The following is a 24923-nucleotide window of genomic DNA, read 5'->3' as shown; positions in this document are numbered from 1 at the left end:
GGGTGGGGGCGGCTCAGGGGCTCTGTAAAGCCTTCTGAGAGGTCGAAAAGGTTTAGCAGTAGGTGAGCCTGGCTCAGGGGCTCGAACGCGCCCTCAGCCCCGAATAAGGCCCTCAGCGTGGGAGTGAGGGTGGGGGTCGGGGTGAAGGGGGACGTTCGAGAGTGTTTGAAACGGATTTCTGACTGCACAGTCAGAATTTGTGCCACCCTATTTAGAAATGGTGAAAGGACATTATTAATAGAAATAGGGTGGAACACTTCACGTAAAGATATCCTGTTGTTGTGTGATAATTGAACAAAGCTGAACGGGGAGTCAGAATTTGTGCCACCCTATTTAGAAATGGTGAAAGGACATTATTAATAGAAATAGGGTGGCACAAACGAGAACTCCTCTCAGTTAGTGGGCTCGTTGTTGTTGGGGTTGTTGTTGTTGGGGTTGTTGGGGTTCAGTGTTGAACCCCTTGGCCGCCGTGGCTGGGATGTAACGGTCAGCTCGACGGCGCTGAGCTGCCAGTAAGATGCCCTCAGCCATCTCACAGGCCGTGACCGGGGAGGTCATCGCCAGACGTTCCAGCTCATACCAATCCTCAACCGCCCGGCGGGCAATGTCCTCGTTCATGAGAACCCCTTGGTTCATGCCCCGGAAGCGGTAGTCGTTCAGCGCAAAACGGCTCGCGCCGGCGGCCTTGGCACGAAGGTGCTTCTGAGCTAAGACCACAATCACAGGCTTACGGGCATTGATAGGGTGGAACAGACGGTTGGTGCGCAGGATAGCCATAATATGTCTCCAGTTTGGACTCGAAGGGGGTTCAACATTGAACCCCAGATTGTTGATTAAAAAATGTTCTTGTGGGGACGCCCCAATTCCCCCTGTCAACCCCTTTTTTGCCGACAGCCATCACAAAATCCACCTCCACCACATAACGGTGGCCGTGAACAACCAACACCGCAACCGCGACGCCGTGACCGTGGGGATGGGGCTCAATGTTGAACCCCTCAAAATCAAAATTCAGGGCTCAGTTCAAAAAATCGTCCAAATACAGCTCGCGCGGAACTACCCGAGAGCCGAAATAGGGTGGAACAACTGAACTTTCATCTGGGCCAGTAAAATAGGGTGGCACAGGGGGGTGTATACACACACGGCGTACACATACACCTGCACATGCACACATGCACAGGTGTATATATAAACCTGGGGGTGGTGGGGGGCCAGGCTCCCGGCCCCCGTCTGGTATCAGCCCTTGTTGTTGAGCTGGTCAACCATGGCTTGCAACTTGGTTTCATAGTGGGAAACCAGTGCCTTTAAGTCCTTGGCAGACTTGCCCGGCATGTTCCGGCCCTCGGTCAGAATGTTCTCCAGCTCCTGACCTATGGCCGACACCATGGTGCCCCATTGCTCCAGCTTGGCAGCCTCGGCACCGGCGGCTTGATTGGCCTCGGCCACGGCGTCACCTGACCCATTGCTGGCCTTGCCGTTGGCGGTCACTTTCTTGCCCTCGCCGGCGGCCTTGTCCGAATCGGAGCCCTTGCCAGAGCCGGAGCCCTTGCCGTTGTGGCTACCCATGCCGATGGCGTTATATACCATCTCCATGGTCATACCAGCCAGACCGTTGAACTCGATCCATTCTTGGATCTTGTCGGCCTCCAGTGACTCGGGCAGGGCTGACCAGTGAACATCAGCTTTGCCCTCAGTGGCGGCGATGATCTTGCCGGCAGTCATCCAGTAGCGTTTGTGGTGGCTTTTCAGGTGCTTAGTGGTGCGCACTTTCTCGCCATTAGGCTGGAGCCAGAACCGGCGGGCCTCAGCATTGGCCGCTTGGGCAGCTTCGTTAATGGCGTCTGCCGCCATGGCTAAGTTATCGTCACACTGTTTGCGCAGCACGGCCAGAGACACACGGGCGGCAAAAGCGGAAAACAATTCTGAACCCTCATAGTTAACAAAAGCAGTGGCGGCAGTGGCGGCGGAGATCGCGGTCATAGTCATAATATTACCCTCAAGTTTTTGGTTTTAGCGGTGGGGTTCAATGTTGAACCCGTCCCGGTTTTTGCTGTGGGGTTCAATGTTGAACCCCGTTCCGTTTTGTTCCGGTGGGGTTCAATGTTGAACCCCGTTCCGGTGGGGTTCGGTGGAACCCCGGCACTAATCCCAACAGGGATAAGGCCTCAACAGGGGCCGCTGTTCCGGCCTCCTGTCTACGGTTCGAACTATAGCAAGGGGGGGATGCAAAAACTAGGTTTGCTAGAGGCTGGTGGGGTGGTTATCCCTTTGATTTCCCTGAAAAAATTTTGAAATTTTGGGTGGTGCAAATGGCACCGCCGACGCCCTATGCCACCCTGTTTACGAGGCCCTTTTCCAGCCCCTAAACCTGCACAGTATCGAGGTTTAGGGCCAGATGGTTGACGTATGGAACCAGAGAATCTACACTTGGCCACGCCCCTCAGGGGTAAAAATGTAGTCGGGGTTACCCCCTATGTTTTTGGTTTTCTGAAGACCCCCAAGGTGCGCACCCTGGGGGTATCATTTTGCCCGGAAGAAAAGATTGCGGTAATCGGGGAGCCTGTTACGCTGTATCACGCATCGGAGAATACTCCTTGGGGTCTCCCCGGCCTCATCTCAACGCCCTGGTCTCACCCAGGGCGTTTTCTTTTGCCTCAGATAGGCCCGTTCCGACCCCTAGCCTGATAGATACGCCGTTTACGAAGCCTATCGTCCGTGGCTGGGCGCACTGACTGGCCCAGGTTCAGGTCCTGCAGCAGATTATGGACCCGCTCGGCCCACCAGGCGGTGAACCGAACGGCGCCGGGTTTCAGGCCCGGCCGGCAGCTATGTTTCAGCACCAACAACTTGCTCCCCCGGTGTTCTACCAGTCGAAAACCCAGTTTTTCGCAGTCGTTTTGCATCCTGAGCCATTGGTCCGGGCTTAACGCTGTTTCCTGGCGGTCTGTTTCGCTATCCATCCCATCCCTTGAGCCATGTTCCGGCGCATTTTTTCCTCCTCCCTCATGCGCTGACTCACCGACCGAATGGTCACGCCGAAGTAGATGAAGTCGGTCTTTCCGCTCTGGTACTGCACCCGGCGCTGCAGGATGTTGTTGGTCTGGCACAGTTCGCCCAGTATCCGGTGGAACTCCCGCTGCAGCACATGCGTGGCAATGCCCTGTTCGGATACGAACCTCAAATAGGCGTCCCACATCACCTCGCCCGAAGTGTAGGGGAGCTTCTTGCACAGCTGATTGCGCTGCTCCGGGTTGAGGGTGCTCAGGTCTGGCCGGCTCGGGTCCAGATCCACCCAACCGCTCCCCAGCAGAAAAAAACGCAGAGGGTTCACCGAGTTGGACATCTCAATCAGGGTCTGCTGATGGCTTTCGGGCAGGGTGTAGTTGTTGTGCCGGGTCAGTCGGGGGATAGCCTGGCACGCCCACGCCATGATTGCCGCCTGTTCGTTGTTGACGATGGTCTGGCCCAGGTCCCGAACCAGCTTGTGGCTGTCGGTGATGGGCTGGTTGAAGGTCAGGATCAGCCACCGGCGAGTGAACCCCTCGGACGTGTCCTTGGATTTGGGCAGATGGTTGGAGGCAAACCAGTGTGCCGCCCGGGGCCGGAACTGGAACGGTTGCCGGCGTTTGACCTCGGCGGTGCGTTCGGTGCCATCCACGATGTCCTTGAAGGTCTGGCCATCGATGTATTTGGTCTCCGACAGCTCGCCGCAGATGTTCAGCAGCTTTCGGTTCAGCAAAGCCGGCTTGAACTGCATCCCCCAGTCGGTGGGCGGCACCGAACACTTGGCATTGGGGGGTACCAGGGCCGAAATGATGTTCAAAAGCTGGGTTTTGCCTGAGCTGGGCACCCCATAGAGCAAAAATGCCCGCTGATACCGGGGGGCTATGCCAAACAATGTCGCCGCCATGGCCTCCTGCAGAGCGTCCTTTTTGGCCTGAAAATCGGGGTCATTGCCCCAACAATCCGCCAAAAACTGCTCGAACATGGGCATTTTGTTGGCGTTTTCGGCGTGATACTCGTAGGGCAGGGTGTAAGTCATGGCCCGGCCGGGGGTATGTGGGTGCATGGTGAGGTCTTCGCTCAGGTACCCGTTCACAAAGTTGATGCCGCTCTTGTCCTGCTCGGGAAACCGGCGTTCCAGTGCGTGTCTGACCATGTTCATGATGCTGCGCTGGTCCTGCTCCTTGCGGGCCGACTTGCACCGGCCGTAATTGAGCGAGATGAACCGGCGCAGGTAGCCGTAGGCGGTATACTCCCAGTGACTGCCGGTGTAGCGGTAGTAGGCGTAGTCGGTATACCGGTAATCGTGAACCCGGGTCAGCCGTCGCACCATATCTTCGGCAATTTCGGTGTGGGTGGTCCCGAACACCCGCTCTTGTTGGCGGTCCCGGAGTCGCTTGTTCAGGCCGGCTTGCTTGAGGCCCAGCCGGGACTGCCGGCACAGGAACTGTTTCAGCAGGTCAGCCTCCACCTCAGACAGACTGGGGGCCTTGGCCATCTCGTTCAGACAGGCCTCCAGTACCTGGGCACGGCCCTGCTCGTTGTCGTAATGCTTGGAAAACCCCTCGTAGGCGTAATCTCGCAGCCGTTCAAATGACCATTCCTGCAGGTGGTCTCCCCAGGGCAGGTTGAGGGCCTTCTTTTCCCCCTCAGTGAGCCCATCGTCCCAACCAAGAGGGAGCGCCAGTTGCCGCCGTTGCAGGTCTTCCTCTCCCCAGCGGAACATCATTTGCTGGTAATGGTCCAGCGGGTGGGAGGGTTGCCAGGTCTCATGGGCGCCGGCAAGACGAGCCAGCCCGTCCTTCAGGGTCACACTGCCTTCCAGCACCTGATCGCAGACCTGAACCAGCACTTTTCGGACCTCGATGTCTCGCTGCCCCACCGGCGTTTTATTTGCGGTCTGGGTCAGGTGTTTGGACCGCAGGTTGAACCCCTCGGACAGCAACACGCTTCGAAGCAGGGATTCCAGGTCTTGCGGGGCTGAAGGCCGGGGCAGGTCGAAGATATCCGCCGGCAGCTCGGCCAAGCCGGCGTGTTGCGCGGACTTCTTGCTTGGCGGCATCAGCATCAGGGTCTCGTCCGACTGGCAGAACACCAGCGGCGCCCCGGTTTCATCCTCGCTCAACACAAAACTGGGTTGGCCGTCGTACTGATACAACAGAACCCGGTAATCCCCCTGAACAAAGCTGGCGGGGGTGGGGGGAAGCAGGTCCAGCACCGCGTTCATACTCTGCCCGTCCCGTTGGGCACACCAGACAGCGATGACCCCGGACAACCGGCCGGTAGGGAGGCCGGCGTTGTAGTGGCTGTGATGTTCCAGCCAATACTCCAGGTCGTCCTCACTGGGGGCTTTGGTCAGGGAAACCCCCCGCACCGGCTGTTGGGAGTAGGGGTAGCAGGGGACCAGTGGTAATTGTGGCCACCGTTCGGCGGCCAGGCTGAAGATAGCACTGGGAGGCATCATCATGGTCAACTCCTTGGATTCGCTAAAGCATTACAGTTCTTTTTCCAGCCGCTCCATCAATTCGGTGCGTTCGCTGGGGGTCAGATATTCATCCATGGCCTCGAACATCAGGCGTTTAAAGCCCATGTACTGGTTCACACCCTGAGCCCGTTCCTGGATGGTGATCAGCTTTTCGAGCAGGGCGGTACAGGTACGGAACATGGCGGCCCGCTCGGAGACATCAGACTTCTCGATTCCCTTCAAAAATCCGCGCATCTCATGGTACAGACGGCGGCTTTCCGTTTCGATATCCACGTCCTCAGGTTCGATGTCATTTGCCGGCTCGGTTTCGGTGGAGATTTCTTCGAGGGGATTTTTTCGTTCAGGTAGTATCTCTTTCAGAAACTCTGCCAGCTCTGCGCTGTAGGGGCAGCTCGGATGATCAAGATACTCCGGGTCTTCCTGCAGGTGCCGGCGAATGAGCTTTAGCGAATCCAAAGTTACTGGTTCTGACAACCGTGGGTAAAACATGCAGTGTCCTCAATACGTTGTGGGTCACGCCTATCTTACTGATTGGAGTGATTCATGCCGGACAAAGTAAAAGACCTGATATTCAACAGTGAGTCGGTGTTCGTCGTGGGCTTGATTGTCCTCGGAATGCTGGCCCGTCATCTGGTTGCTGAAAAAATGCCGTCCGGCCGACAACTCCTGGGCGAAGCCATCCTGTCGGTGATCACCGGTGTGCTGGTGGTGGCCATCAGCTCCCTCAAGAACCTTGAACTTCCCGAAATGATTATCCTCGCCGGCCTCACCGGCGTGGGCGTCACCCATTCTCTCCAGCGCATCCTGCAGCTGCTGGAAAAACTCAAACGCATCTAAGGAGCACGGCATGGGATGGTTGCGGAAAATTGCCTGGGGACTGTTGTGGAAGTGGATCAAGGCCCGGCTGATGGAAAAAACCACCTGGGTGGGCCTATTTGCCCTCCTGGCTGCGTTGGGCGTCCCAGTGAACCCTGAATTGCAGGACAAACTGGCCTATCTGCTGGCCGAGAGCGTGGAAGGTGATTTCTGGCAGGTAGAGTACCTGCAGGCGGCGGTGACTATCGTTGGTGCATTATTGGGAGGGACCCTCATTGGCATTAAGGAAAAGGGCAAGGAAAAGGACCAGCCGGCGGAGAATCCTTTGGCTGAAACCACCTTCGGCGCCGGCGAATCCGGCCGGCTCAATGCCGAGCAAGTGAAGGCATTCAAGGCCGAGCTGGACGAACTGGATGCCAAGGGCAAGCTGGAAATCCCGCCGTTGACACCCAAGGCACCGGTGCCGCCGGAGCCTCGTCCGCTCAGTGACAAGGTGAAGAACGCCAAGCCGCGCAAGGGGCGGGGAGGCCGCCGATGAGCGCCGGCCGCAAGTTTGACCAGGGCAAGCTGCAGTGGTGGCTGCTGCCGATTACACCCGTGGAAGCCATCATTCGGGTGCTGATGTTCGGCGCCAAAAAGTACGCCCCCAATAACTGGCAGAAGATAGAAAACGCCGAGGAGCGGTACTTTGATGCCGCCCTGCGTCATCTCATGGCCTGGCGGCAGGGTGAGAAGTACGACCCGGAATCGGGCCACTCACACCTGGCCCACGCCGGCTGCTGCATCCTGTTCATGCTGTGGTTCGAGATCCACCGCTGTGGGAAGAAGACACATGGTTAACCCGTTTCTCGACAGCTTCCTGAAGGACGCCAACAACCGCTACAACATCGACCGGGACTCCATGAGCCACGGCGACTGGATGTGTGCCAACACCAAGCTGATGGGCAAGCCTTTCAGCTTTAAGCGGTACCCGTTCCAGAAGGCGATTGCCGACGATATGCACGACAACATGGACGTTATCAAACCGTCCCAGGTGGGTCTGGCCCTGGACCTTAACACGCCCGTACCCACACCCAATGGATGGAGCACCATGGGTGCCCTTCAAGTGGGGGATACAGTGTATGACGAGAAAGGCCAGCCCTGCCGAGTGGAGTATGTTTCACCCGTCTACACCGACCACCCGTGTTTCGCCGTGACTTTTGATACCGGCGAAACCATCGTGGCCGACGCCAATCACCGCTGGTATGTGGAGTGGCAGGGCGGTTCGGGAGTGATGCGCACCGAGGACATGGTGGGGGGGGATTACTGGATCCCCAACGATGTGGACCCCGACTCCCCCGCCTTTCAGGACGGTGACCCTTTCCAATGGAATATCGAGAGCATTACCCCGGTGGAAACCCGACCGGTGCGTTGTATCTCGGTCAGCTCCGAGAGTCACCTGTTCCTGGCCGGCCGTGGCCGGATCCCCACGCACAACACCGAGGTCCAGATCCGCAAGGCCCTGGCCATCCTGAAGCGAAGCCCCGGGATCAGCCTGATCTTCACGCTACCCAACGAGAAAATGTACAAGCGGATTTCAAAGGCCCGTATTCAGCCGCTGCTGGACGACCGGGCTTTCCGCAACCCCGACGCCGCCGGCACAAAACAAGCCATGAGCTTGATGAAGATCGGCTCCAGTTGGCTGTATGTCACCGGCGCCGCCGAGGCCGATGCGACCTCTATCAACGCCGATATCGTGTTCAACGACGAAATCGACCTAACTTCCCAGGATATGCTGGCCCTGTTCAACTCTCGTCTGCAGGGCTCCGATCTGCGCATCAATCAGCGGTTCTCCACGCCTACCTATGAGGGGTACGGGGTGCATAAGGGTTATTCGGTCAGTGACCAGATGCACTACCTCATCAAGTGCCAGGCCTGCGGCCACCATCAGGATCCGGTATTTACCCGTGATTTCATCCATATCCCGGGCCTGCCTGATCATGTGCAGGATCTGCTGGACCTGGAGCAGCAGTTGCTCGATGAGGGCGTGATCAACCTGGACGGTTGCCATGTGAAGTGCGAGAAATGCCACAAGCCCTTGGATCTGGGAGACCATGACAACCGGGAGTGGGTGGCCAAGTACCCCAGCCGCTCCAGCTTCGCCCGAGGCTATCAGGTGCGGCCGTTCTCCACCGAGCGCCTGGACGTTCGCTACATCGTGACTCAGCTGTTCCGCTACAAGGCCCGGGACAACATGAAGGGCTTCTGCAACACCGTGCTGGGCGAGGTGGACAAAAACGGCGAGAACCGGCTTACCGAAAAGGCCCTGGAGCTTTGCTTTCAAATCAGCAGCGCCGTTCCCCCTCCTCAGGAAGGAAAGGCCTACTGGTTGGGTATCGACGTGGGTCAGGTGTGCAACCTGGTGCTGGGCGTGGGCGACTCCATGGCCAAATTCGACATCGTGCGTTGGGATACCTGCCGGGCCGACGAGCTTGAGGGATTGGTGGCAAAGCTGTTCCAGCGGTATCGCATTGTGGGCGGCGGCATCGACCGTCATCCGTACACGCCGACCGCTGACCGTATCCGGGATATGACCAATGGCATCATCATGCCCATGGAATACCGAGGTACCAAGGAAGTGGCCGAGGCGAAGGATGCCACCGGTGCTGTCTCTCACCTGCAGATCAACCGGACCCTGGTACTGGACTACATCAGCAACGCCATCAAAAAAGGCCATGTGTCCTTCACCGGCTACACCAACCAGAAAGCCCTGATTATCGAGCACTTCCGGGATATGGTGCGGGATGTTCCCGAGGAAGGGGAGGCGGTGTGGCGCAAGCTGAACGGCAAAGACCACTACTTCCATGCCAGTGCCTTCATGATGGGCGCCATGTGTTATCACGGCGTTCAGCTGGCCAATCAGGACTATCAGCATGTTGGTCTGGGCTTTGACAACCTGGATGCGTTCGGTTTCGAGAGCAACACCATACTGCCCGGCTACCAGCCCATGGGTGGGGATCTGTTTGGTGGCGAGTGGCGGGCAAACCGGAACGGAAAAATCATTACCCGGCATCGGGGCTAACTTGAAAGGGCAATCATGGCTGAAGTATTAAGCAAACTGAAAATCCTGCTGCCGAAACGCACCAAACCCAAGGGTACGTCGGTTACGGCAACCTACAACTCAGACAACCCGAAGGAGATACTGAGCGCACCCGAGTACCGGGAACACCTGCAGAATATCTTCTCTGACCGGCAGACTCAGACCTCTCAGGAGCTGCTGGAGACGTTGTTTGAAAGCGACCCGGATATGAGTGCGGCGGTAAACGCATTCCTTACCACGGCGGATATCGAGCCGCTGATCCTGGTCCAGGACCCGGAAGGTCAGGTGGACCGGGACGGTTACAAGATTTGTGCTGAGCTGCTGGAGCGGCTGACCGTGCGCCGGGACTACTCCAAAGGCTTCCAGCGTAGCAAGAGCCTGAGGGTGATAGCCGAGGAAATGCGCTACATGGTGCTGCTGAGGGGCGGTATCGCCGCCGAGGCGGTGTTTGATGAACTCCTGACGCTTTCAGAAGTTCGTCAGGTGGACCTCAAGAACATCAAGTGGCAGGAGCCCGAGCCCGGCCGCGTTGTGCCATTTCAAGATGTGGGAGGCGGAGACCCCGTACCTCTGGATATTCCCACGTTCTTTGTGGAGTATTTTCGCAAGGCCCCCAACAAGGCCTACAGCACCTCGGTGTTCGTCTCGGCCATCAACACCATTGCTGCCCGGCAGCAGGTGATCAATGACCTCTACCGCATCATGCAGGTGACGGGCTACCCCCGTATCACCATCAAGATCCTGGAGGAAGTGGTGGCCCGCAATGCGCCGGCGAACGTGCGCAATGACCCGGTGGAGTTCCGTCGCTACCTGAACGCACGTCGAAGTGAGCTTGCCGGCCAGTTTGCCGCGCTGCGACCGGACCAGCCGATTGCTCACTACGACAGCGCCGACATCAGCATTCTGAACGACAAGAACCCGGGCATGGCCCTGGATATCACCGCCATCATCAACGTGCTTAACGCTCAGAATCAGGCCGGACTCCGCACCATGGCCACCATCCTGGGTCGTGGCGAGTCCGGGGTGAACACCGCTACCGTTGAGGCTCGCATTTTCGCCTTGAACGCTGAAGCCATTAACGGCCCGGTGGGCGATATCCTGTCTCGTATACTGACCATGGCCCTGCGCCTGCAAGGTAGCGAGAGCCGGGTAGTAGTGAGATTCCCGGAGGTGGAGCTGCGCTCCGAGATGGAGCTGGAAGCCCAGTTGAACCTGAAGGCGAACCGGCTGCGGCAAGACCTCTCGGACGGTCTGATTACCGACGATGAGTACCATCTGTGGATGTACCGCCGGCTGCGCCCCGACTCCTCCCCTGAGCTGTCGGGTACCGGGTTTATGTCTGCCGGCGGCGCCCTGGCTGAAGGGGAAGTGAGCCCGAATGACGATCCCCTGGGTCGTTCAGTCAGCAAGGCCAGCGACAAGTCAGTCAAGTCCAAAGCCAACAAAAACCGGCCGAAAAAATGATTGACCTGCCGCAATGTCAAAACATTGCGGCAATTTTTTACATCCGGCACACTGCCGAAAACTCGACCATCGGGTCTTTAGCGAATCCAAATTATGGCAAAACGAATCACCATGACGCCTGAACTTCAGGCACTGATCGCCAGGTCTGCAGGCGATGACGTAGATGTCAGTCAACTGGCTGCTTACGAATGTGTGGCAGCTTCTACCCGTCCTATTTCCCAGAAAGCGACGGCCTATCATGGTGCCGTAATGTCTGAAGGTCTACTTCAAGCTGCGGCTGACTGGCTGACCCACGAAACCGTTCCTCTCATCACCATGCACCAGGGTGAAATGCTGCCCGTGGGTAAGGTGTTTCATTCTGAGGTGGTTCTTGCTGAGCAAGATCACAAGGAACTTCGCACCCTGTTCTACCTGCAGGAAAGCGACCCCCTCACCCAGAAGATTGATCTTGGCATCATTGATGAGGTGAGCGTGGGCATGATGGCCGAACACGCTTATTGCTCGGAATGCGGCTTTGATTACCTGAAGGAAGGCAATGAAGGCGCCTTCTGGTTTCATGAGTGCGACAACGGCCATGTGATTGGCCAGAACGGCACTCATCTTCGTTTGACGGGCCTACGCCGGTGGAGCGAACTCTCACTGGTGGGTAAGGGCGCTTCTAATCGACCCAAAATTGTCGGTCAGAACGACCGCCGTTTGGCTGCCGGTATCAACGAATCCTATCTGGAGCTGCGGGCTTCCCCGAGCACCAATTCTCAACCTGCATCCAATCAACCAAAGGGGAAACCTGATATGGATCTGAAAGAACTGGTCGGGGAACTGACCGAAACCAAAGTCCAGCTTCAGCTGGCTCAATCCGGCAAGGAGACTGTCGAAGCTCAGCTCTCCGCCGCCAATGGCCGTGTGGAGGCCCTGCAACAGGAGGTCGAGCAGCTGAAAGCCAAGCTCAACCCCGAGCAGGAAGCCGAGCTCTCCGATCTGAAGGCGGAGCTGGAGCAGGCCAAATCCTTTATCCAGGAGCACGCCAAACTGGCGGCCACCGCTGCTGGTCTGGAACTGAAGGCTGATGCCGGCCTGGCCGACCAGCTGGAGGTGCTGAAAGCTGCCCAGGTGAAACTGGCCGCTATCCCTCGCGGTGGTGTGGCTCGTGGCCAGGGTGAAGATGTTGAACTGAAGTCCGCGCCTTCCATGGCCGGGTTTATCCGTGGCTGATAACAGGAGACAACCATGAGCCAAGTAATCGGTGATGGCGTAATCCACGCCTCCATTTATAACGAAGACGCCTCACTCACCTGGCATTTTGACGGTGTGATTGACGGCAGCGAGCGCAATGCTCCGGTGTCGGTGAAGGCCGGCGTGAACAAGACCGTGGAAGTGGCTCCGGCCGATGCCGAGCTGGTGGGTCGCCTGTTCAAGGCCGAAGACCGTACCGTGGAAGGCATCAAGGTGTGTTCCGTGTTCCACCACGGCGTCTGGACCTTCCCTTATGACGAGCTGGCGGCCCCGGCCGTAGGTGACAGCGTAGTGGGTGCCGGTGCCGGTAAGGTGAAGAAGGCCGGCGCAGGTGCCGGTAAAAACACCTTGGTCAGCTCGGTGGACACCACCGCCAAGACCTGTGACGTGATCTTCCGTTAATAGTTTTTCGGGGGGAAACCCCCGTTTCGAATCCAAAATCTGGAGTAAACCATGTCTCTGAAACGACTGAGTGAAATTCAACGCCGTCCCCTCGAAATGGTACTGGATGGCCTGCAGGGCACCGACCCGGAAACCTCCCGCCGCGCCGGCCAGAAGCTGGTAGGTGAAGCCAAGAAGTACGGTCTGAACCTGCGTGACTATCTGGACCTGGCTGTTGATGTTCGCGCTTCCAAGGACGCCGACCGTTTCCGCCTGCCTAACGGTATGGCCGCCTCTGGTTATGAAGCGGCTCTGGCCCAGCTGAACCTGCCGATCCGCAACGACTTCCGCAGTGGTGTTACCCTGCAGGCCGCTGCCGACTCCTTCGACTCTACCCCGGGCGCCCGTGGTCTGTTCCCTGAGGTCATCGACGATATGATCCAGTGGAGCCACCGTCAGGACAACCTGGAGCGCGTGGAAGGTCTGCTGGCCAACAGCCGTACCGTATCCAGCACCGAGCTGCTGAGCCGTGTGGTACAGGACGACTCCGACGCCCTGAAGACCGCTACCGTGGCGGAAGGTTCTCGTATCCCGGTTGACTCCATCGAGACCGATGAGCGTACCGTTCGCTTCTACAAGCACGGCCGTGGTATCCGCACCACCTACGAGTTTGAGCGTCGTGTATCCCTGGACATCCTGACTCCTTACGCCCGTCGTATCGACCGTCAGCTGGAGCTGTCCAAGGTTCGTGCGGCCACCAACGTCCTGGTGAACGGTGACGGCCTGAACGCTGCTGCGCCCACCAAGGGTATTTCCGAGTTCGGCGCTGACCTGACCGGTGGTAAGACCCTGAAGGACAACTACCCGGCGCTGATGAAGTTCCTGGTGAAACAGGCTGCAGCCGGCACCCCCGTGGACACCGTGGTGGGCAACCTGGACTCCTACCTTGAGCTGTTCCTGATGTTCCAGCCGGTTGTGGGCCAGAAGTCCATGGCTGAGCATCTGCAGGAGCATGGTGCGCCGAACGTGTCTCTGGTACTGCCGGTGATGCAGAACATCAAGTTCCAGCTGTCCAGCGCCATGCCTGCCGGCAAGCTGCTGTGCTACTCCGTGGGCGACACTCTGGAAGAACTGAAGGAAGCCAACTCCAATATCGAGGAGTCCGAGAAGGCGATTCAGAACCAGACCATCACCTACCTGAAGACCGAGAACACCGGTTATCGCCTGGTTTACGGCGACACCCGTACCCTGCTCGACTTCACTGCGTAACCTTTAGGGGTTTGGGGGCTCCGGCCCCCTTTTTTCTGGAGAACTCCCAATGACCAAAAAACTACTGGTTGAAACCATCGGTGATATCACCTTGATGGATATGAATCAGAATGCCGAGATCCGCTGGAACCGGCCTACCGTGGTGCTGCCGTCTCCCTTTATCTCGCTCAAGCAGGCAGACGGCCAACTCCGTGTGCTGGAAAACGACCTGGATGAGAAAGCGTCTGATGACGAGTTTGCTCAGTTCTGGGCCGAGCACGACGATAAGGACGCTGCTGTAGCGAATTTCCTGACCTCCCTGAAGGGGGCAGAAAAGGAGCTGGAAAAGCCCAAGAAAACCACCCGCAAATCGGCGGCCAAGGCCGAGCCGGCTGAGGAGTAATCACCATGCTGACCATTGATCCGGGTGAGGTGATTGAGCTGCCCCTGCTGTTCCGGGTGGACGGGTTTGAAACCGCACCCGATGATGGTGTGGTCAGCTGGAAACTCTATCGGGGCGGTGTTCAGGTGGCGTCGGGCACGACCACTGCCGGGTCCACTTCTCTGACCATCCCGGGTACTCATCATGGGTTAACGGACCAGAGCAGCCAGATGATGATGGTCCGGTGCAGCTTCAAGGTCGGTGGGCAACCCCGTCAAGCTACTCTAACGTACCGTATTGTCGAACCGCTACCCATCTATGTGGGGAGTGAGGAGGTTCGGCAGGTGCTGGGGGTTACCCCTGACGAACTCCCTGATCATCACATCGACATCTATCAGGGGTACCTGCAGGTGCAACGAGACCTGGAGCAAGAGCCTTTTGGCTTGGGGGTAGACCTGGAGATCGTGAACCGCATGGTCTGCCTGGCCGAGTGCCGGCGACAGATGGTGGGGCTGCAGAACAAGATGCTGGCGGTCTATGCGACCGATGACCAGCGTCAGGAGCGCCTGAAAAAGCTGGATCTGGAAGACCTGCATGAGCGCCTGTCGGCGGAATACTATCAGCTGCTGGCCAACTCCGGTGTGGACTTCTACAGCGATTCGTTGGTTCTGGCCGTGCCCCGCTCCGACCCCTTCCTGGGAGAATAACCATGCTCACACCCACGCTCTACAAGGTGGGGAATACCCGGGTTCCCGGGCTGCTATCCCCCACCCATGACCGTCAACCGCACATCGCCAACATGACCTTTCCGGCTGGTGCCCCGGGCCTGGCCGAGGGGGTAGTGGTGGTCTCTCGCAGCGGCTCACAATACCTGCTGGGACAGGCTCGAACGATCCTGGGGGGCCGGCAGCGTTTCCTGGCGTACCCCCTGGTGCGGGATGTGGCCTGGGAGTCGTTTACCGAAAGCGTTCACCCGGTTACCGGTTTGGCTGGCCCCCGGGTCTCCGCCGGCGTGGAAGAAGTACGCATGGGTTACCAGGGAATGGGGGTGCTGCTTCATGAAGGCCTCAGTTCCGACCATTTCCGCTACTTCACCCAGCATGACGTTCAGGTAGGGGATAACCTGGATGGACGGCAGGTTCGCCGGGTACGGCGTGAGGGTGGCGTGAACATCGTGGATACCTGGTAATGGCTCGCCGGCCTACCCTGGGCGTGGCCCTGAAGAAGAACCTGGATGCCGTGGTCTGGGCGGCGGTCCAAAAAGCCGCCATGACCCGTATCCAGGACTTGCTCAAGGAGCTGGAGCACTCCGTTCAGGGGGGTATGGAAGACCTTATCTATGAGGCCTTCGACGCTATCAATACCAGCGAGCCGCCCGATGGTGCCACCTGGAAGCCGCTCAGCCTGAGCTGGAACTACGACAAGTACCGCAAGTGGGGCGGAGAGGAGAACGCCTTTTACCGGGGCAAGGGATTTTATACCCAGAGGGACGACAGCCTTCATGCCACCTTCAAAGCCTTGGACCAGAACTCCGCCCAGAGCGGCCGGAGGCTTTATCACGCGCTTGGCGGCATCACCTACCAGATGGCCCAGCCTCATGTGCTGAACGCCGGTTTTGAACTGCGAACTCATTATGTCAACGACGTCAACCGGGCGCTGAAGAACCCTTATTTTGTTCACAAGGCGACGGGCAAACGGGCCAATGCCGAGCTGGCGGTGAATGTGCGACGCTTTGTGGCTGCCGCCTCGGCGCCGGGCGTCAGTCGTACTGAAAACCCGTTGCTTCGTCGCTATGACGGGAGAAACCTGGGTCCGGCCCGTCTGTTGGCCGAAAATCTGGTGGGTAACAAGCCCAAGGTGGAGTCGTTCACCCTGTTTGGCCATATCCAGAACCTGGGGTACCTCACGGATCGATCCACCAAGGTGCTGGATACGCTCGATGAACATGACACTTCGTTGCTCGGTGAGCGGCGCAAGACCAAAGGATCCCGCAAAGGGCGTCCGGCCTCGGCCGCAGACAAGCTCTATGTGGGGGCCAAGAAGCATAAACGTCAGTTGCTCGATGCCCTGATGAAGCAATACCTGAAGCAGGACCTGCAGAATAACGTCGAAGCAGCCCTGACCGTACTGGAGAGAAATAAACGATGACCCCCAATTCCTATCGCAATGTGCAGGCCAGTCTTCTGCGCTGGCTCAATGACCGAGCCGTTCCCTTAGGTGCCACCACAGTGAACATGGAAGCGGCTGAAGACCTTGATGATTGGCCGGATACCGATATGTTTGCCCTGGACGCGCTGACGGTGCGTACCGAGCGCCGGGGGGAGCCGTTGGAGGTGTGTTCAGCGGTGATGATGGTGGCGACTCAGGACGACCCCAACAACATGCGTTTGGCCGCCCGTGTCAGCGATCTGTACGACGCGCTCAAGCCCGAGCAGACGCTGCCGCTGTACGATGTGAACACCGGTGAGAAGATTGGCCTGCTGGTGTGTTACGGCCAAACCCAGATCATGCCGGTGGTGCGTACCGGCGGCAAAAAACGTCTTCAGGGCGTGCAGTTTACCGCCGGCGTGTCTCTGGTGGATGACCTGGTGATCAGTTAATGATAGGGCGGCGGGATAACCTCGCCGCTGCAGACGCTCTGAGCCAGTATCAGAGCCACCACATTGGCCGGCTCCCGCAACTCACTGTCGGCCATGACCTTGATTCGCTCAAACATATCTTCCGGGATCCGCACCGTCCGGCGTGACCCATTTCCCTGCCAGATACCCGTCACATCGCGGCGTTCGCAACCATATTGGAGGAAAAATCCCAGCCGGGATAGGATAGCGTCGTTGAGGGTTTTACCCTTGGCCATACCGTTCATCAGCACCGGTTGCAGGTGTTCAGGTATTGTCAGTGAAAGGTTTACGGTTTTTCGTTTTGTCATGACTCCTCCTGGACTCAGCCTAACGATAACCGGCCCTGGGTTCAATGCTCTTGGCCGCTCTCAACTCTCAACCTACTTCGAATCCAAATATGGGAGTGTTTATGGCTGGTGAAGCTAAAACGAACAAGTTTATGCTGTCCACCGCGACCGTGATGATCGGCGCCCGCGACAAGCTGAACGAACTGGGTATGGCCGACTCTGTGGGCCTGGTGAAGAACTTCACCTTTGAATCCACCCCGGAGTTCACCGAACTGACCCAGGGTGTGACCAATGAGGTGGTGTTCGCACTGAAGACCTCCAACCCGATCCGCTGTACCTTCGAGATGTATGAGTACACCGAAGCCAACCTGCAGATTGCGCTGGGTCTGGCCGGTGCCAAGCTGGCTCCGATCACCGGTGATGCCTACAAGCTGACTGCCGCCAGTACCGCCGGCGCAGATGAAACCACCCTGACCGTGGATGACCCGGCTTCGCCTCAGGCGCTGTCTCCGGGCGATTCCGTGGCTCTGGTGGGTCTGGATGGCAACGTGACCCTGGCCAAGGTGAAGACCGCCCCCAGCATGAACAGCATGACCATCGAAGGTACCTGGACCAACCAGTTTGCCTCCGGCACCATCGTGCGCAAGGTCAACGTGCTGGATCTGGGCAGCAACGAAACCGACATCACCGAGTATGCGGTGAAAGCGGTTGGTAAGCTGGCAGACGGCACCATTGCCACCTTCCTGTTCAGCCGTTGTCGGGTCACCTCCGGCCTGCAGATGGCCTTCAGCACTGATAACTTCGGCAACATCCCGTTTGAGTTCACCCCGATGGCGGTGCTCAACGATGTTGACGACCCCGGCTACCCGGACTTTATCGGCTGCAAAGGCAAGCTGCTGCTGAGCTGATCCACAAGGGGAGGGGGGACCCTCCCCTTCAACCATTAAGGAACAACCATGACAGATACCCCTAAACCTGTTCTGGCCGACCGTCACACCCTGACCTTTCTGGATGGTACCGAGAAGGAAGTGGTGATGACCTTTGGCCTGCTCAACCTGGTGTCCGGCCTGGTCCGTGACATCTCCTCAGTGCCGTTCATCATGATGGACCCTGAACTTCGTCATCAGCTGATGATTGCTCTGCTGTCCCCCCGGGATGCCCACGGCAAGATCACCGACGAATACAATGAATACCTGGAGCCTGTGAGCACTGCTGAAGCACAGGCGCTCCTGACCTGGGTATCGGAGCACCTGACGGATTTTTTTCTGAAAGCGGTTCGCCAGTATCGGACGATTCTGGAAACCGTGGAGCAGGAAAATCCGGGGGCCTTAAACTCAGCGTCTACGACAGCTGGTTCCGTGGACTGAGCTTTGAGGACTCGGTGGCCTGGGCTTTTGACACCGTTCCCAGTCAGCTCGCCCTCATCTACTGGTCCTACACCTACCGCGATTTGCGGTTTCGTATTCGGATCCGTTACGGAGAGCAGCAGGCCAGCCTGACCACACAGTTCGAAGCCTTGTGCCAGACCGCCAGCCTGGCTCTGGGAGGCAGCAAGACTGAGGATCAGGAGCCCGATGAGGATGTGAAGGTGCCTCAGACCGGCGCCGAACTCAAAGCGATGTTCACCAAAATGTTTAGCTGAGCCCGGCTCAGCCTTCGAATCCAAAACTGAGAGTACCCCGGCATGGCGAATGAAAACGATGTAGATATTGGCTTAGAGATAAGCAAAACGCTGTTCAGAGACCTGCAACAGGTTCAGAGCGAGCTGCAAAGCATCAGTGCCTTGGTGGATCGTATTGGCGGCACCAAAGGTGGTGCCGGCGCTGCGTTTCAGAAGATGAAGCAGGAGTCCAAGGAGCTGACTCGTCAGCTTCAGGCTCTGAAGAACGCCATGAGCCAGGTAGGGGATGGGCAAGGGTTGAACTACAACCAGGCGTTTGCCCGCCGTGCCGGGTACCATCAACTCTCCATGACACAAGGGGAGCGGTTCAAGTTCCGTCACTCCCAGTCACCGCTTACCACCAGTCAAATTCAGTCAATGTCTATGGCCGAACTGACCCATACCAAAAAACTGGTGGGTCAACTGGTGTCCGAGGCCTTGGCCAAGGGCGACAAGGCTATGGCGGAGGCTCACCGTAAGGTGGGCCAGCAAATGGCGGAACAACTTAAATCCATGCAGACGGTCATGCAGAAGCAGACCGCTCTGCAGCAAGGTAATCTGGCGGGCTTTAACCGGATGAACGCCCGGGATTACAAGGACCGTCAGCTTAATGATTTGCTGTCCCGGGCGCTGGACCAGCGTACAGGAAGCGGTGGGATCGCCCCCAACTCACGGGGCAAGGTGGCTAGTCTGGACGCTGCCCTGGCCGCGCCGCCGGCCGAGCGAAAGCGTATTCTCGAAGCCCAGAAACAATTGTTTGACAGTGCGCTGGTTGATGCGTTGAAGATCCCCAAGTCGGTCCAGGATGAAGCCCGCACTTTCCACGCGAAGCTGGAGCGTGCCTTTCAGATTGCCGATAAGGCCGGAAAGGACTTCGAGCGCCGGCAGCGATACACCCGTGAGGGGCGCACCTCCAGCATTACTCAGGACTTCAAGGACGCTGAACTGCGCCGTCAGGCCCGGTCCCGGCAGACGCTGCAAGGACTGAACGGTTTTCGTGATCTGGATGAGGCCAAAGAGCGGATCCGCCGGCAGGAGTTCCGCGCCGGTCGTGCCCTCAATGACTACCAGCGTCTGCAGACCCCTGAACTGAAGGAGCAACTGGCCCTGGAAGCCAAGGCGCTTGAGCAGCTGAAGGACTGGGTAGATCAGACCAAGAGAGCCCAGCAGGCCAGTAAAGACCGTCTCAAAGCCCATAAAGAGGAGCTACGGGAGCGGGCCAAGCTGCAGCAGGAAGAAGACCGGCTGAATCAGGCAGAGTACGGTGGCACCTTGTACCGCCGTAACCAGAAGCAGCGGTACTTCGAGCAGACGCAAACTGATCGGGGCCTGAATAGTTTCAATGACCTGGGTGAGGCCAAGCGGCGCCTGGAGGGGCAAAAAGCCCGGGTGGGCTCTGCCGAGGTGCGTCTGGAGCGTGAGACCACGGAGCAGAACCGGAAGCAGCTGGAGATTGAACGGGAGGCGCTACGGGCACTGGAAACACGCATTGCCCGCCTCAAGGACCTGGAGCAGGCGGAGAAGCGCCGTCTGAAATCCCTTGAAAAGGCTCAGGCCGAAGAACAGGCCTGGACCCGTAAGAACGACCCCACCTACATGCAGCGCAACGCTGATTACCAGCGTCGGGCCACCAATGAGCGGCTGTTCGGGGACGGCGGCGCCAACCTGATCGGCATTCAGGCCTCCTTGATGGCCCATTACGCACTGCTGAGTGGCGTGCAGAACCTGTTCTCGGGCTCGGCCAACTTCATCCTGGAGCTGGATAGAGGGCTGCGTCAGCTGCAATCCATCGTTCGGGTGACGGATAACGATATGGCGGGGCTGAGTCAGCGCCTGATCGACATCTCGGAAATCACCAAATTCACGGCTCTGGAAGTTGTTCAGGCCGCGACCGTGCTGGGTCAGGCCGGCTTCGGCAAGCGTCAGATCGAGGAAGCCATGGAGTCGGTGACGCTGTTTGCCACTGCGGTGGGCACTGACCTGAATACTGCCGTGGATCTGGCTACCTCGGCGCTGGGTGTGTTCAACAAGGACGCCGATCAGATGTCGGTCATGGTCAACCAGATGACCACCGCCGTGAACACTTCAAAGCTGAACCTCGACAAACTGACCCTGGGCCTGCAGTACGCCGGTAACACCGCACACCAATCCAATGTCCCGTTTGAGGAGGTTGTGGCCACCCTCGGTGCCATGGCTAACTCGGGTATCAAGTCGGGCTCCACCCTGGGTACCGGTCTTCGTCAAATCCTGATCACCCTGCAGAAACCCAGTGCTGAGTTCAAGCAGCAGATGAAGGATTTGGGCATCACCATGGACGAACTGGACCTGGAAACCCATGGTCTGGTCGGCGTGATGACCACCCTGGCCGAGAAAGGCTTTACCGTCACCGATGCCATGAAGACCATGGAAGTCCGGGCGGCGGCCGCCTACGGTGCCTTTGCCAACAACTTGGACGTGGCCAGAGATATGATGGTCAACTTGGACGACCATACAGCGGCAGCCAAGGCCAACGAAACCCAGATGAAGGCCCTGGCCAACCAGCTGGATCGTCTTCGTTCCGCTTCGCTGTCCATGGTGAATGAGGGGGCACGGCCCACGTTGTCCGTGCTGACCCAGATGGTCACCAAGATGGCTGATGCAGCGGGTGCGGCGCAGAACTTTGGCAACGCCCTGGCGTTTGTCGGCACTGCGGCCACCCTGCTGGTTGGCGGGGGCCTGCTGGGCTGGCTGGGCCGGCTGGGCGGGGGCCTGCTGCGGGGCAATCCTTTGCTCCGGGCCAGTCAACAAGTGGCGGGAAGCCGGGGACGGGGTAACCTCTTGCTCGGGGGGGCTACTCTGGCAGCGTCCACTGGCGGGGCTTACTACTACCAGCAGATGGAAAAGGAGCGAGCCCTGAGCGACCGCATCGACAAGACCCAGACTGAGGTCGATGCGTTTGCGTCCGAGAGTGACCGTCTGCAGGGTTACTCGGAAAGGATCAGCAAGGCCCTGGAGGATATCTGGCACAAACGTCATCAACTGGAAGACGACGCCGCCTTTCAGGCCATGATTCGCCGGATGCAGACCGAATTCGAGAAAGTGGGGCTGGTTCTGGACAGCTCCGTGGTGGATGTGGAGGGGCTGATCGATAAGCTGAAGGACCTCAAAATCTCCCTAGATGATGAGTACAAGCTGAAGATTGTGCTGGAGCAGACTGCCCTGGAAGAAGCCCGCCAAGCCCATCTGGACCAGTTGCAGGCGACCACCCGGAAGGCGCTGGCTTCTCGGGACAGTCGCCAGCAAATCCGGGATCAGTTCCAGGCAGAGCAGGACAAGTTCTTTGCGTTCCCTGAGCAGATTGCCGAGATGGAGAAACTGCGGGGGACCAACAATTATCAGGCGCCGACTCGTCCGGTGAATACTGACTCCTTCGGGTACTGGCAGGATCAGAACCCTGAACAGGAGCAGGTTCGGCAACAGGCCTGGAAGGTGATTGAGCAGGTGGCCAAGGCTTACGACTCCTCCGTGGCGATGTCCGAGGAGGAGCGCAGTCGTCTCAAACAGGACAGCACCGCCCAGCTTGGCCCGCTGCAGGCTCAAATCGACACCATCTACCAGTCGCTGATGAAGAATGAGGCCGGCGACCAGGTGCTGGGCGAGTTCCAGGCGCTGCGTGAACAGCTGATTGAAACCCGGGGTACGGTCTCCAGTATCAATCGGTTGAGCCAGGATCAGGACCGTACTCAGCAGGAGCGCGTCAACTTCGACTGGCTAAAAGAGGTGGCCCCGCAATTCCGGCCGGAGGCTTCCTCTTTGCGTGACGACGTGGTGGAGATCCAGCGTGGGCTGCAACGGGGAGATTTCTCGGACGATCCGTTACGGCGTTACCGGGAAGTCACTCCACAACTGACGGCGCTGCAGGAGCGGCTGGACAACCTGCTGTCTGATATTCGGGAGCTTGACCCCTCACGGGCCAATCTGTTGACCCAGGAGCTGGGTACCGAAAGTCTGATGGGAGATATCACTACTGCCCTGCGGGAGCTTCGTGAGGAGGCCGAGAAGCCCCGTCAGCGTATTTTGCACAACCAGCTCACCCAAGAAAAAGACTATTCCCGGGCGGTCGATATTCAGTTTGAGAACGCCAATAACCTGGAAGACCTTGATCGGCTACGGGCAGAGCTTGAAGCCAGTGAACGTCAGCGCATTGAGACGCAGACCCAAATCCGAACCCTGAAGGCGGCTCCCGGTAGCATAGAGGCCCAGCGGATCACGGCCGATATGCAGATGATGCTGGATGAGCGCCTGGCGGAGATTGACCGGGAGTATCGGGTGGCCCGGGACGTGATCACCGGCAACATCGATTACAGCCTGGCCGGGACCGGGGCCGAGTTCGATGAGAAGCTGGCGGGGCTGGTTCAAAACAAGGTGCTGTATCCGTTCCAGCGTTCCCTTGAAGCCATGGACTCTGCCGCCAAACAGGCCTCACAGCAGGCTCGTCGTCAGGCTGAAGATGCTGCTGACCGCCGTCAGGCTCTCACCGACACCGTGGGGGTCGAAGGGCTGAGCCGGGAGGAGCGGGGCGCCTTGTTTGACCAGGCCTTGCAAGCCATGGCAGAGGAGACCCAATACTCCCGCCAGGCCTTGCTGGAGCTGAAGAAGGGGAATGAAACTCAGCTGGCCCGGTTGACCGAGCGCCTGACTCAGATGCGGGTGGATCAGGAGCAGGCCGGAGAGTTTACCCGCACCGGTCAGGTACTGGGTAAGGCCATTGAGCGGGCCGAAGCCGAGCAAGTAAAGCTACAGGCTGAACTGGAGAAAAATACAAGGGAGCTGCAACAGAACACCCGTAGCACTTCTCAGCAGACCCAACAGCTGCGGAGAATGCGTAACCTGGATCAGTACCGGGGCAGTAATTATCAGAGCGCCGCCTACAGGCAGCGTCGAGCTGAATTTGGTGTTTCGGGTATTGATGGGATTGGGGACCACCAGTACCACGACAGTCAGGGTGAGGTGCGTACCGCGAGCCGGGGAGGATGGGAAGCCATGTTTGATAATGTGGCGCAGGCCTATGAAGGAATCGACGCCCTGACCGAGGTAAGCCTCAAGGCCGAGGAGATCATGGGGGGGCTGGCCGATAATATGGCCAATATGTGGCTCCAAGTGGCCCAAGGCGCCATAAGCGCCGAAGACGCCATGAAGAACATGATCATGAATGTAGCCGCTCAGTTAGTTCAGAGTCAAATTGCTGGCTTGTTGGGAAAATTGATCAGTTACGCGGCTTCTGCTGCAGCGGGATATTTTGGGGGCGGATCTGGCTTCGGTTCTGGCGACTCCATGGCGGGGAGTCCCAATATTGATTACAGCACGGGAGTGGCCTGGCAGGGCGGCGAGGTGAAAGGTTTTTACGGTGGAGGGGTTATTACCTCAGGCCGAGAAGACAGGGACTCTACCTATATCAAGGCGGCCAAAGGCGAGTTTATAGTTCGTCGTGAGGCGGTAAAAGCCATAGGCCTGGATACCCTGCACGAACTGAACCGTCTTGACCGTTCTACCGTGAGAAGTAAGGCGGCTGCAGCCCGCGCCGGCCGCCGTGAGCCGGCGCCTGCGAAAGACAGCGGTATCGATCAGGTCAACGTCTATGTGGTGAGCAAGGAATCGGTACCTAACAACCTGGGGCCCAATGATGTAGTGGCCATCATCAGCGACGATCTGGCCCGGGGCGGCAAGACCAAGAAATTGATCCAGCAAATCAACGCGAGGCATATCTGATGGCCAGATTTATCTATAAACATCATACCGAAGCCACCCAGTACCCGGACCCGGGTGGCCGGACCAAAATGGGGCGGGGCTGGGTTCATGCGGTGGCTCCGGCCTATCCGGGGCAACGGACTTTTGAGCTTAATTTTCCGGCGATGAAGTGGTTTTTGACTCCCGAAGGGGTACTGGATCGAGATACCAAGCCTGAAGTGAATCTGGGGCATCTGGAGCAGTTTTACCTTGATCATCAACTGCATGTGCCCTTTATCTATCCTCACCCCCGGTTTGGGGACTTGAATGTGCTGTTCAAATCCCCGCCCAACTTCCCTCCCGCTGTCATAGGTGGAAGTGGTGTGGTTCAGGGATTTAGGGTCGAACTGGTGGAGTTGGTGTACTGACCGTCAAGTTATCGACTGGTCAGATGAGCTGGTTAAGTCGTTGATTTAATGGGGGTAGTTTTCCTAACCCTCGATTATTTGGGAGGATATGAAATATTGTTGGTTGACCTCCTAAGTCATTATGCTCTACATTTAA

At 58.1% G+C, this 24923-nt stretch carries 23 protein-coding genes; 18 read left to right on the top strand and 5 right to left on the bottom strand.

All coding sequences use genetic code 11. From position 1 onward, the window contains the following. Positions 1–396: 396 nt before the first annotated feature. The 4 genes from PU634_RS10390 to PU634_RS10375 form a co-directional block, all read right to left on the bottom strand. Positions 397–777 (bottom strand): hypothetical protein, encoded by a 381-nt coding sequence (locus PU634_RS10390; RefSeq protein WP_306760721.1) that lies wholly within the window; start codon positions 775–777, stop codon positions 397–399. A 456-nt stretch (positions 778–1233) separates the two neighbouring features. Further along, the gene (locus PU634_RS10385) at positions 1234–1983 is read right to left on the bottom strand and encodes a hypothetical protein (RefSeq protein WP_306760720.1); all 750 of its coding nucleotides are present in this window, start codon (positions 1981–1983) and stop codon (positions 1234–1236) included. A 937-nt stretch (positions 1984–2920) separates the two neighbouring features. Continuing rightward, the gene (locus PU634_RS10380) at positions 2921–5467 is read right to left on the bottom strand and encodes a DNA primase family protein (RefSeq protein WP_306760719.1); all 2547 of its coding nucleotides are present in this window, start codon (positions 5465–5467) and stop codon (positions 2921–2923) included. Between the two features lie 27 nt (positions 5468–5494). Further along, the gene (locus tag PU634_RS10375; RefSeq protein WP_306760718.1) at positions 5495–5974 is read right to left on the bottom strand and encodes a hypothetical protein; all 480 of its coding nucleotides are present in this window, start codon (positions 5972–5974) and stop codon (positions 5495–5497) included. A gap of 54 nt (positions 5975–6028) precedes the next feature. Between PU634_RS10375 and PU634_RS10370 the strand changes: the two genes are divergently transcribed. The 13 genes from PU634_RS10370 to PU634_RS10310 all read left to right on the top strand — a co-directional run bounded on the left by PU634_RS10370 (position 6029) and on the right by PU634_RS10310 (position 16688). Continuing rightward, entirely contained in the window at positions 6029–6322 is a 294-nt protein-coding gene (locus tag PU634_RS10370) for a hypothetical protein (RefSeq protein WP_306760717.1), read from the top strand. Positions 6323–6332: 10 nt separating this feature from the next. Continuing rightward, positions 6333–6839: a hypothetical protein gene (locus tag PU634_RS10365; RefSeq protein WP_306760716.1), complete on the top strand. Its 507-nt coding sequence runs from the start codon at positions 6333–6335 to the stop codon at positions 6837–6839. Then, positions 6836–7141 carry a dATP/dGTP diphosphohydrolase domain-containing protein gene (locus PU634_RS10360; RefSeq protein ID WP_306760715.1) on the top strand — a complete coding sequence of 102 codons (306 nt, stop codon included), beginning with the start codon at positions 6836–6838 and terminating at the stop codon, positions 7139–7141. The genes PU634_RS10365 and PU634_RS10360 overlap by 4 nt, the downstream gene beginning before the upstream one ends. Continuing rightward, complete coding sequence (locus tag PU634_RS10355; protein ID WP_306760714.1) at positions 7134–9362, top strand: phage terminase large subunit family protein; 2229 nt, start codon at positions 7134–7136, stop codon at positions 9360–9362. The genes PU634_RS10360 and PU634_RS10355 overlap by 8 nt, the downstream gene beginning before the upstream one ends. Before the next feature lie 15 nt (positions 9363–9377). Further along, the gene (locus tag PU634_RS10350) at positions 9378–10844 is read left to right on the top strand and encodes a hypothetical protein (RefSeq protein ID WP_306760713.1); all 1467 of its coding nucleotides are present in this window, start codon (positions 9378–9380) and stop codon (positions 10842–10844) included. A 93-nt stretch (positions 10845–10937) separates the two neighbouring features. After that, positions 10938–12056: a hypothetical protein gene (locus tag PU634_RS10345; RefSeq protein WP_306760712.1), complete on the top strand. Its 1119-nt coding sequence runs from the start codon at positions 10938–10940 to the stop codon at positions 12054–12056. Positions 12057–12071: 15 nt separating this feature from the next. Continuing rightward, positions 12072–12479, top strand: coding sequence for a hypothetical protein (locus tag PU634_RS10340; RefSeq protein WP_306760711.1), 408 nt, complete (start codon positions 12072–12074; stop codon positions 12477–12479). 51 nt (positions 12480–12530) lie between these two features. After that, positions 12531–13727 carry a hypothetical protein gene (locus tag PU634_RS10335; RefSeq protein ID WP_306760710.1) on the top strand — a complete coding sequence of 399 codons (1197 nt, stop codon included), beginning with the start codon at positions 12531–12533 and terminating at the stop codon, positions 13725–13727. Positions 13728–13776: 49 nt separating this feature from the next. Beyond that, the gene (locus PU634_RS10330; protein ID WP_306760709.1) at positions 13777–14109 is read left to right on the top strand and encodes a hypothetical protein; all 333 of its coding nucleotides are present in this window, start codon (positions 13777–13779) and stop codon (positions 14107–14109) included. 5 nt (positions 14110–14114) lie between these two features. Further along, a complete protein-coding gene (locus PU634_RS10325; protein WP_306760708.1) occupies positions 14115–14795 on the top strand; it encodes a hypothetical protein in 681 nt (226 codons plus the stop codon). Between the two features lie 2 nt (positions 14796–14797). Continuing rightward, positions 14798–15277, top strand: coding sequence for a hypothetical protein (locus PU634_RS10320; protein ID WP_306760707.1), 480 nt, complete (start codon positions 14798–14800; stop codon positions 15275–15277). A gap of 23 nt (positions 15278–15300) precedes the next feature. Continuing rightward, entirely contained in the window at positions 15301–16236 is a 936-nt protein-coding gene (locus PU634_RS10315; protein WP_306760706.1) for a hypothetical protein, read from the top strand. A gap of 128 nt (positions 16237–16364) precedes the next feature. Beyond that, positions 16365–16688, top strand: a complete 324-nt coding sequence (locus PU634_RS10310; RefSeq protein ID WP_306760705.1) for a hypothetical protein — start codon at positions 16365–16367, stop codon at positions 16686–16688. Here the strand turns inward: PU634_RS10310 and PU634_RS10305 are convergent. After that, positions 16685–17014 carry a hypothetical protein gene (locus PU634_RS10305; protein WP_306760704.1) on the bottom strand — a complete coding sequence of 110 codons (330 nt, stop codon included), beginning with the start codon at positions 17012–17014 and terminating at the stop codon, positions 16685–16687. The genes PU634_RS10310 and PU634_RS10305 overlap by 4 nt on opposite strands. A gap of 131 nt (positions 17015–17145) precedes the next feature. Here PU634_RS10305 and PU634_RS10300 point away from each other — a divergent pair, with 131 nt between their 5' ends. From PU634_RS10300 to PU634_RS10280, 5 genes are read left to right on the top strand one after another with little or no spacing between them, the layout of a single operon-like run. Continuing rightward, a complete protein-coding gene (locus PU634_RS10300; RefSeq protein WP_306760703.1) occupies positions 17146–17901 on the top strand; it encodes a hypothetical protein in 756 nt (251 codons plus the stop codon). A 48-nt stretch (positions 17902–17949) separates the two neighbouring features. Beyond that, a complete protein-coding gene (locus PU634_RS10295; RefSeq protein WP_306760702.1) occupies positions 17950–18360 on the top strand; it encodes a hypothetical protein in 411 nt (136 codons plus the stop codon). A gap of 14 nt (positions 18361–18374) precedes the next feature. Then, a complete protein-coding gene (locus tag PU634_RS10290; RefSeq protein WP_306760701.1) occupies positions 18375–18635 on the top strand; it encodes a hypothetical protein in 261 nt (86 codons plus the stop codon). Between the two features lie 42 nt (positions 18636–18677). Then, positions 18678–24401: a phage tail tape measure protein gene (locus PU634_RS10285; protein ID WP_306760700.1), complete on the top strand. Its 5724-nt coding sequence runs from the start codon at positions 18678–18680 to the stop codon at positions 24399–24401. After that, positions 24401–24787: a hypothetical protein gene (locus tag PU634_RS10280; protein WP_306760699.1), complete on the top strand. Its 387-nt coding sequence runs from the start codon at positions 24401–24403 to the stop codon at positions 24785–24787. The genes PU634_RS10285 and PU634_RS10280 overlap by 1 nt, the downstream gene beginning before the upstream one ends. The last annotated feature ends 136 nt before the right edge of the window (positions 24788–24923 follow it).

The organism is Oceanimonas pelagia, assembly GCF_030849025.1.
Classification (GTDB): Bacteria; Pseudomonadota; Gammaproteobacteria; order Enterobacterales; family Aeromonadaceae; genus Oceanimonas; species Oceanimonas pelagia.
Note: the sequence above shows the minus strand (reverse complement) of the source record. Positions and strands in the feature narration are given on the sequence as shown.

Excerpts from the sequence above, each read along its gene's own strand:
- PU634_RS10335 (WP_306760710.1), top strand. The coding sequence starts at position 12,531 with ATGTCTCTGAAACGACTGAGTGAAATTCAACGCCGTCCCCTCGAAATG.
- PU634_RS10280 (WP_306760699.1), top strand. The coding sequence starts at position 24,401 with ATGGCCAGATTTATCTATAAACATCATACCGAAGCCACCCAGTACCCG.
- PU634_RS10385 (WP_306760720.1), bottom strand. The coding sequence starts at position 1,983 with ATGACTATGACCGCGATCTCCGCCGCCACTGCCGCCACTGCTTTTGTT.
- PU634_RS10345 (WP_306760712.1), top strand. The coding sequence starts at position 10,938 with ATGGCAAAACGAATCACCATGACGCCTGAACTTCAGGCACTGATCGCC.
- PU634_RS10360 (WP_306760715.1), top strand. The coding sequence starts at position 6,836 with ATGAGCGCCGGCCGCAAGTTTGACCAGGGCAAGCTGCAGTGGTGGCTG.
- PU634_RS10300 (WP_306760703.1), top strand. The coding sequence starts at position 17,146 with ATGCTGTCCACCGCGACCGTGATGATCGGCGCCCGCGACAAGCTGAAC.
- PU634_RS10380 (WP_306760719.1), bottom strand. The coding sequence starts at position 5,467 with ATGATGATGCCTCCCAGTGCTATCTTCAGCCTGGCCGCCGAACGGTGG.
- PU634_RS10330 (WP_306760709.1), top strand. The coding sequence starts at position 13,777 with ATGACCAAAAAACTACTGGTTGAAACCATCGGTGATATCACCTTGATG.
- PU634_RS10365 (WP_306760716.1), top strand. The coding sequence starts at position 6,333 with ATGGGATGGTTGCGGAAAATTGCCTGGGGACTGTTGTGGAAGTGGATC.
- PU634_RS10350 (WP_306760713.1), top strand. The coding sequence starts at position 9,378 with ATGGCTGAAGTATTAAGCAAACTGAAAATCCTGCTGCCGAAACGCACC.
- PU634_RS10285 (WP_306760700.1), top strand. The coding sequence starts at position 18,678 with ATGGCGAATGAAAACGATGTAGATATTGGCTTAGAGATAAGCAAAACG.
- PU634_RS10295 (WP_306760702.1), top strand. The coding sequence starts at position 17,950 with ATGACAGATACCCCTAAACCTGTTCTGGCCGACCGTCACACCCTGACC.
- PU634_RS10320 (WP_306760707.1), top strand. The coding sequence starts at position 14,798 with ATGCTCACACCCACGCTCTACAAGGTGGGGAATACCCGGGTTCCCGGG.
- PU634_RS10325 (WP_306760708.1), top strand. The coding sequence starts at position 14,115 with ATGCTGACCATTGATCCGGGTGAGGTGATTGAGCTGCCCCTGCTGTTC.
- PU634_RS10390 (WP_306760721.1), bottom strand. The coding sequence starts at position 777 with ATGGCTATCCTGCGCACCAACCGTCTGTTCCACCCTATCAATGCCCGT.
- PU634_RS10370 (WP_306760717.1), top strand. The coding sequence starts at position 6,029 with ATGCCGGACAAAGTAAAAGACCTGATATTCAACAGTGAGTCGGTGTTC.
- PU634_RS10355 (WP_306760714.1), top strand. The coding sequence starts at position 7,134 with ATGGTTAACCCGTTTCTCGACAGCTTCCTGAAGGACGCCAACAACCGC.
- PU634_RS10375 (WP_306760718.1), bottom strand. The coding sequence starts at position 5,974 with ATGTTTTACCCACGGTTGTCAGAACCAGTAACTTTGGATTCGCTAAAG.
- PU634_RS10310 (WP_306760705.1), top strand. The coding sequence starts at position 16,365 with ATGTTTGCCCTGGACGCGCTGACGGTGCGTACCGAGCGCCGGGGGGAG.
- PU634_RS10340 (WP_306760711.1), top strand. The coding sequence starts at position 12,072 with ATGAGCCAAGTAATCGGTGATGGCGTAATCCACGCCTCCATTTATAAC.
- PU634_RS10305 (WP_306760704.1), bottom strand. The coding sequence starts at position 17,014 with ATGACAAAACGAAAAACCGTAAACCTTTCACTGACAATACCTGAACAC.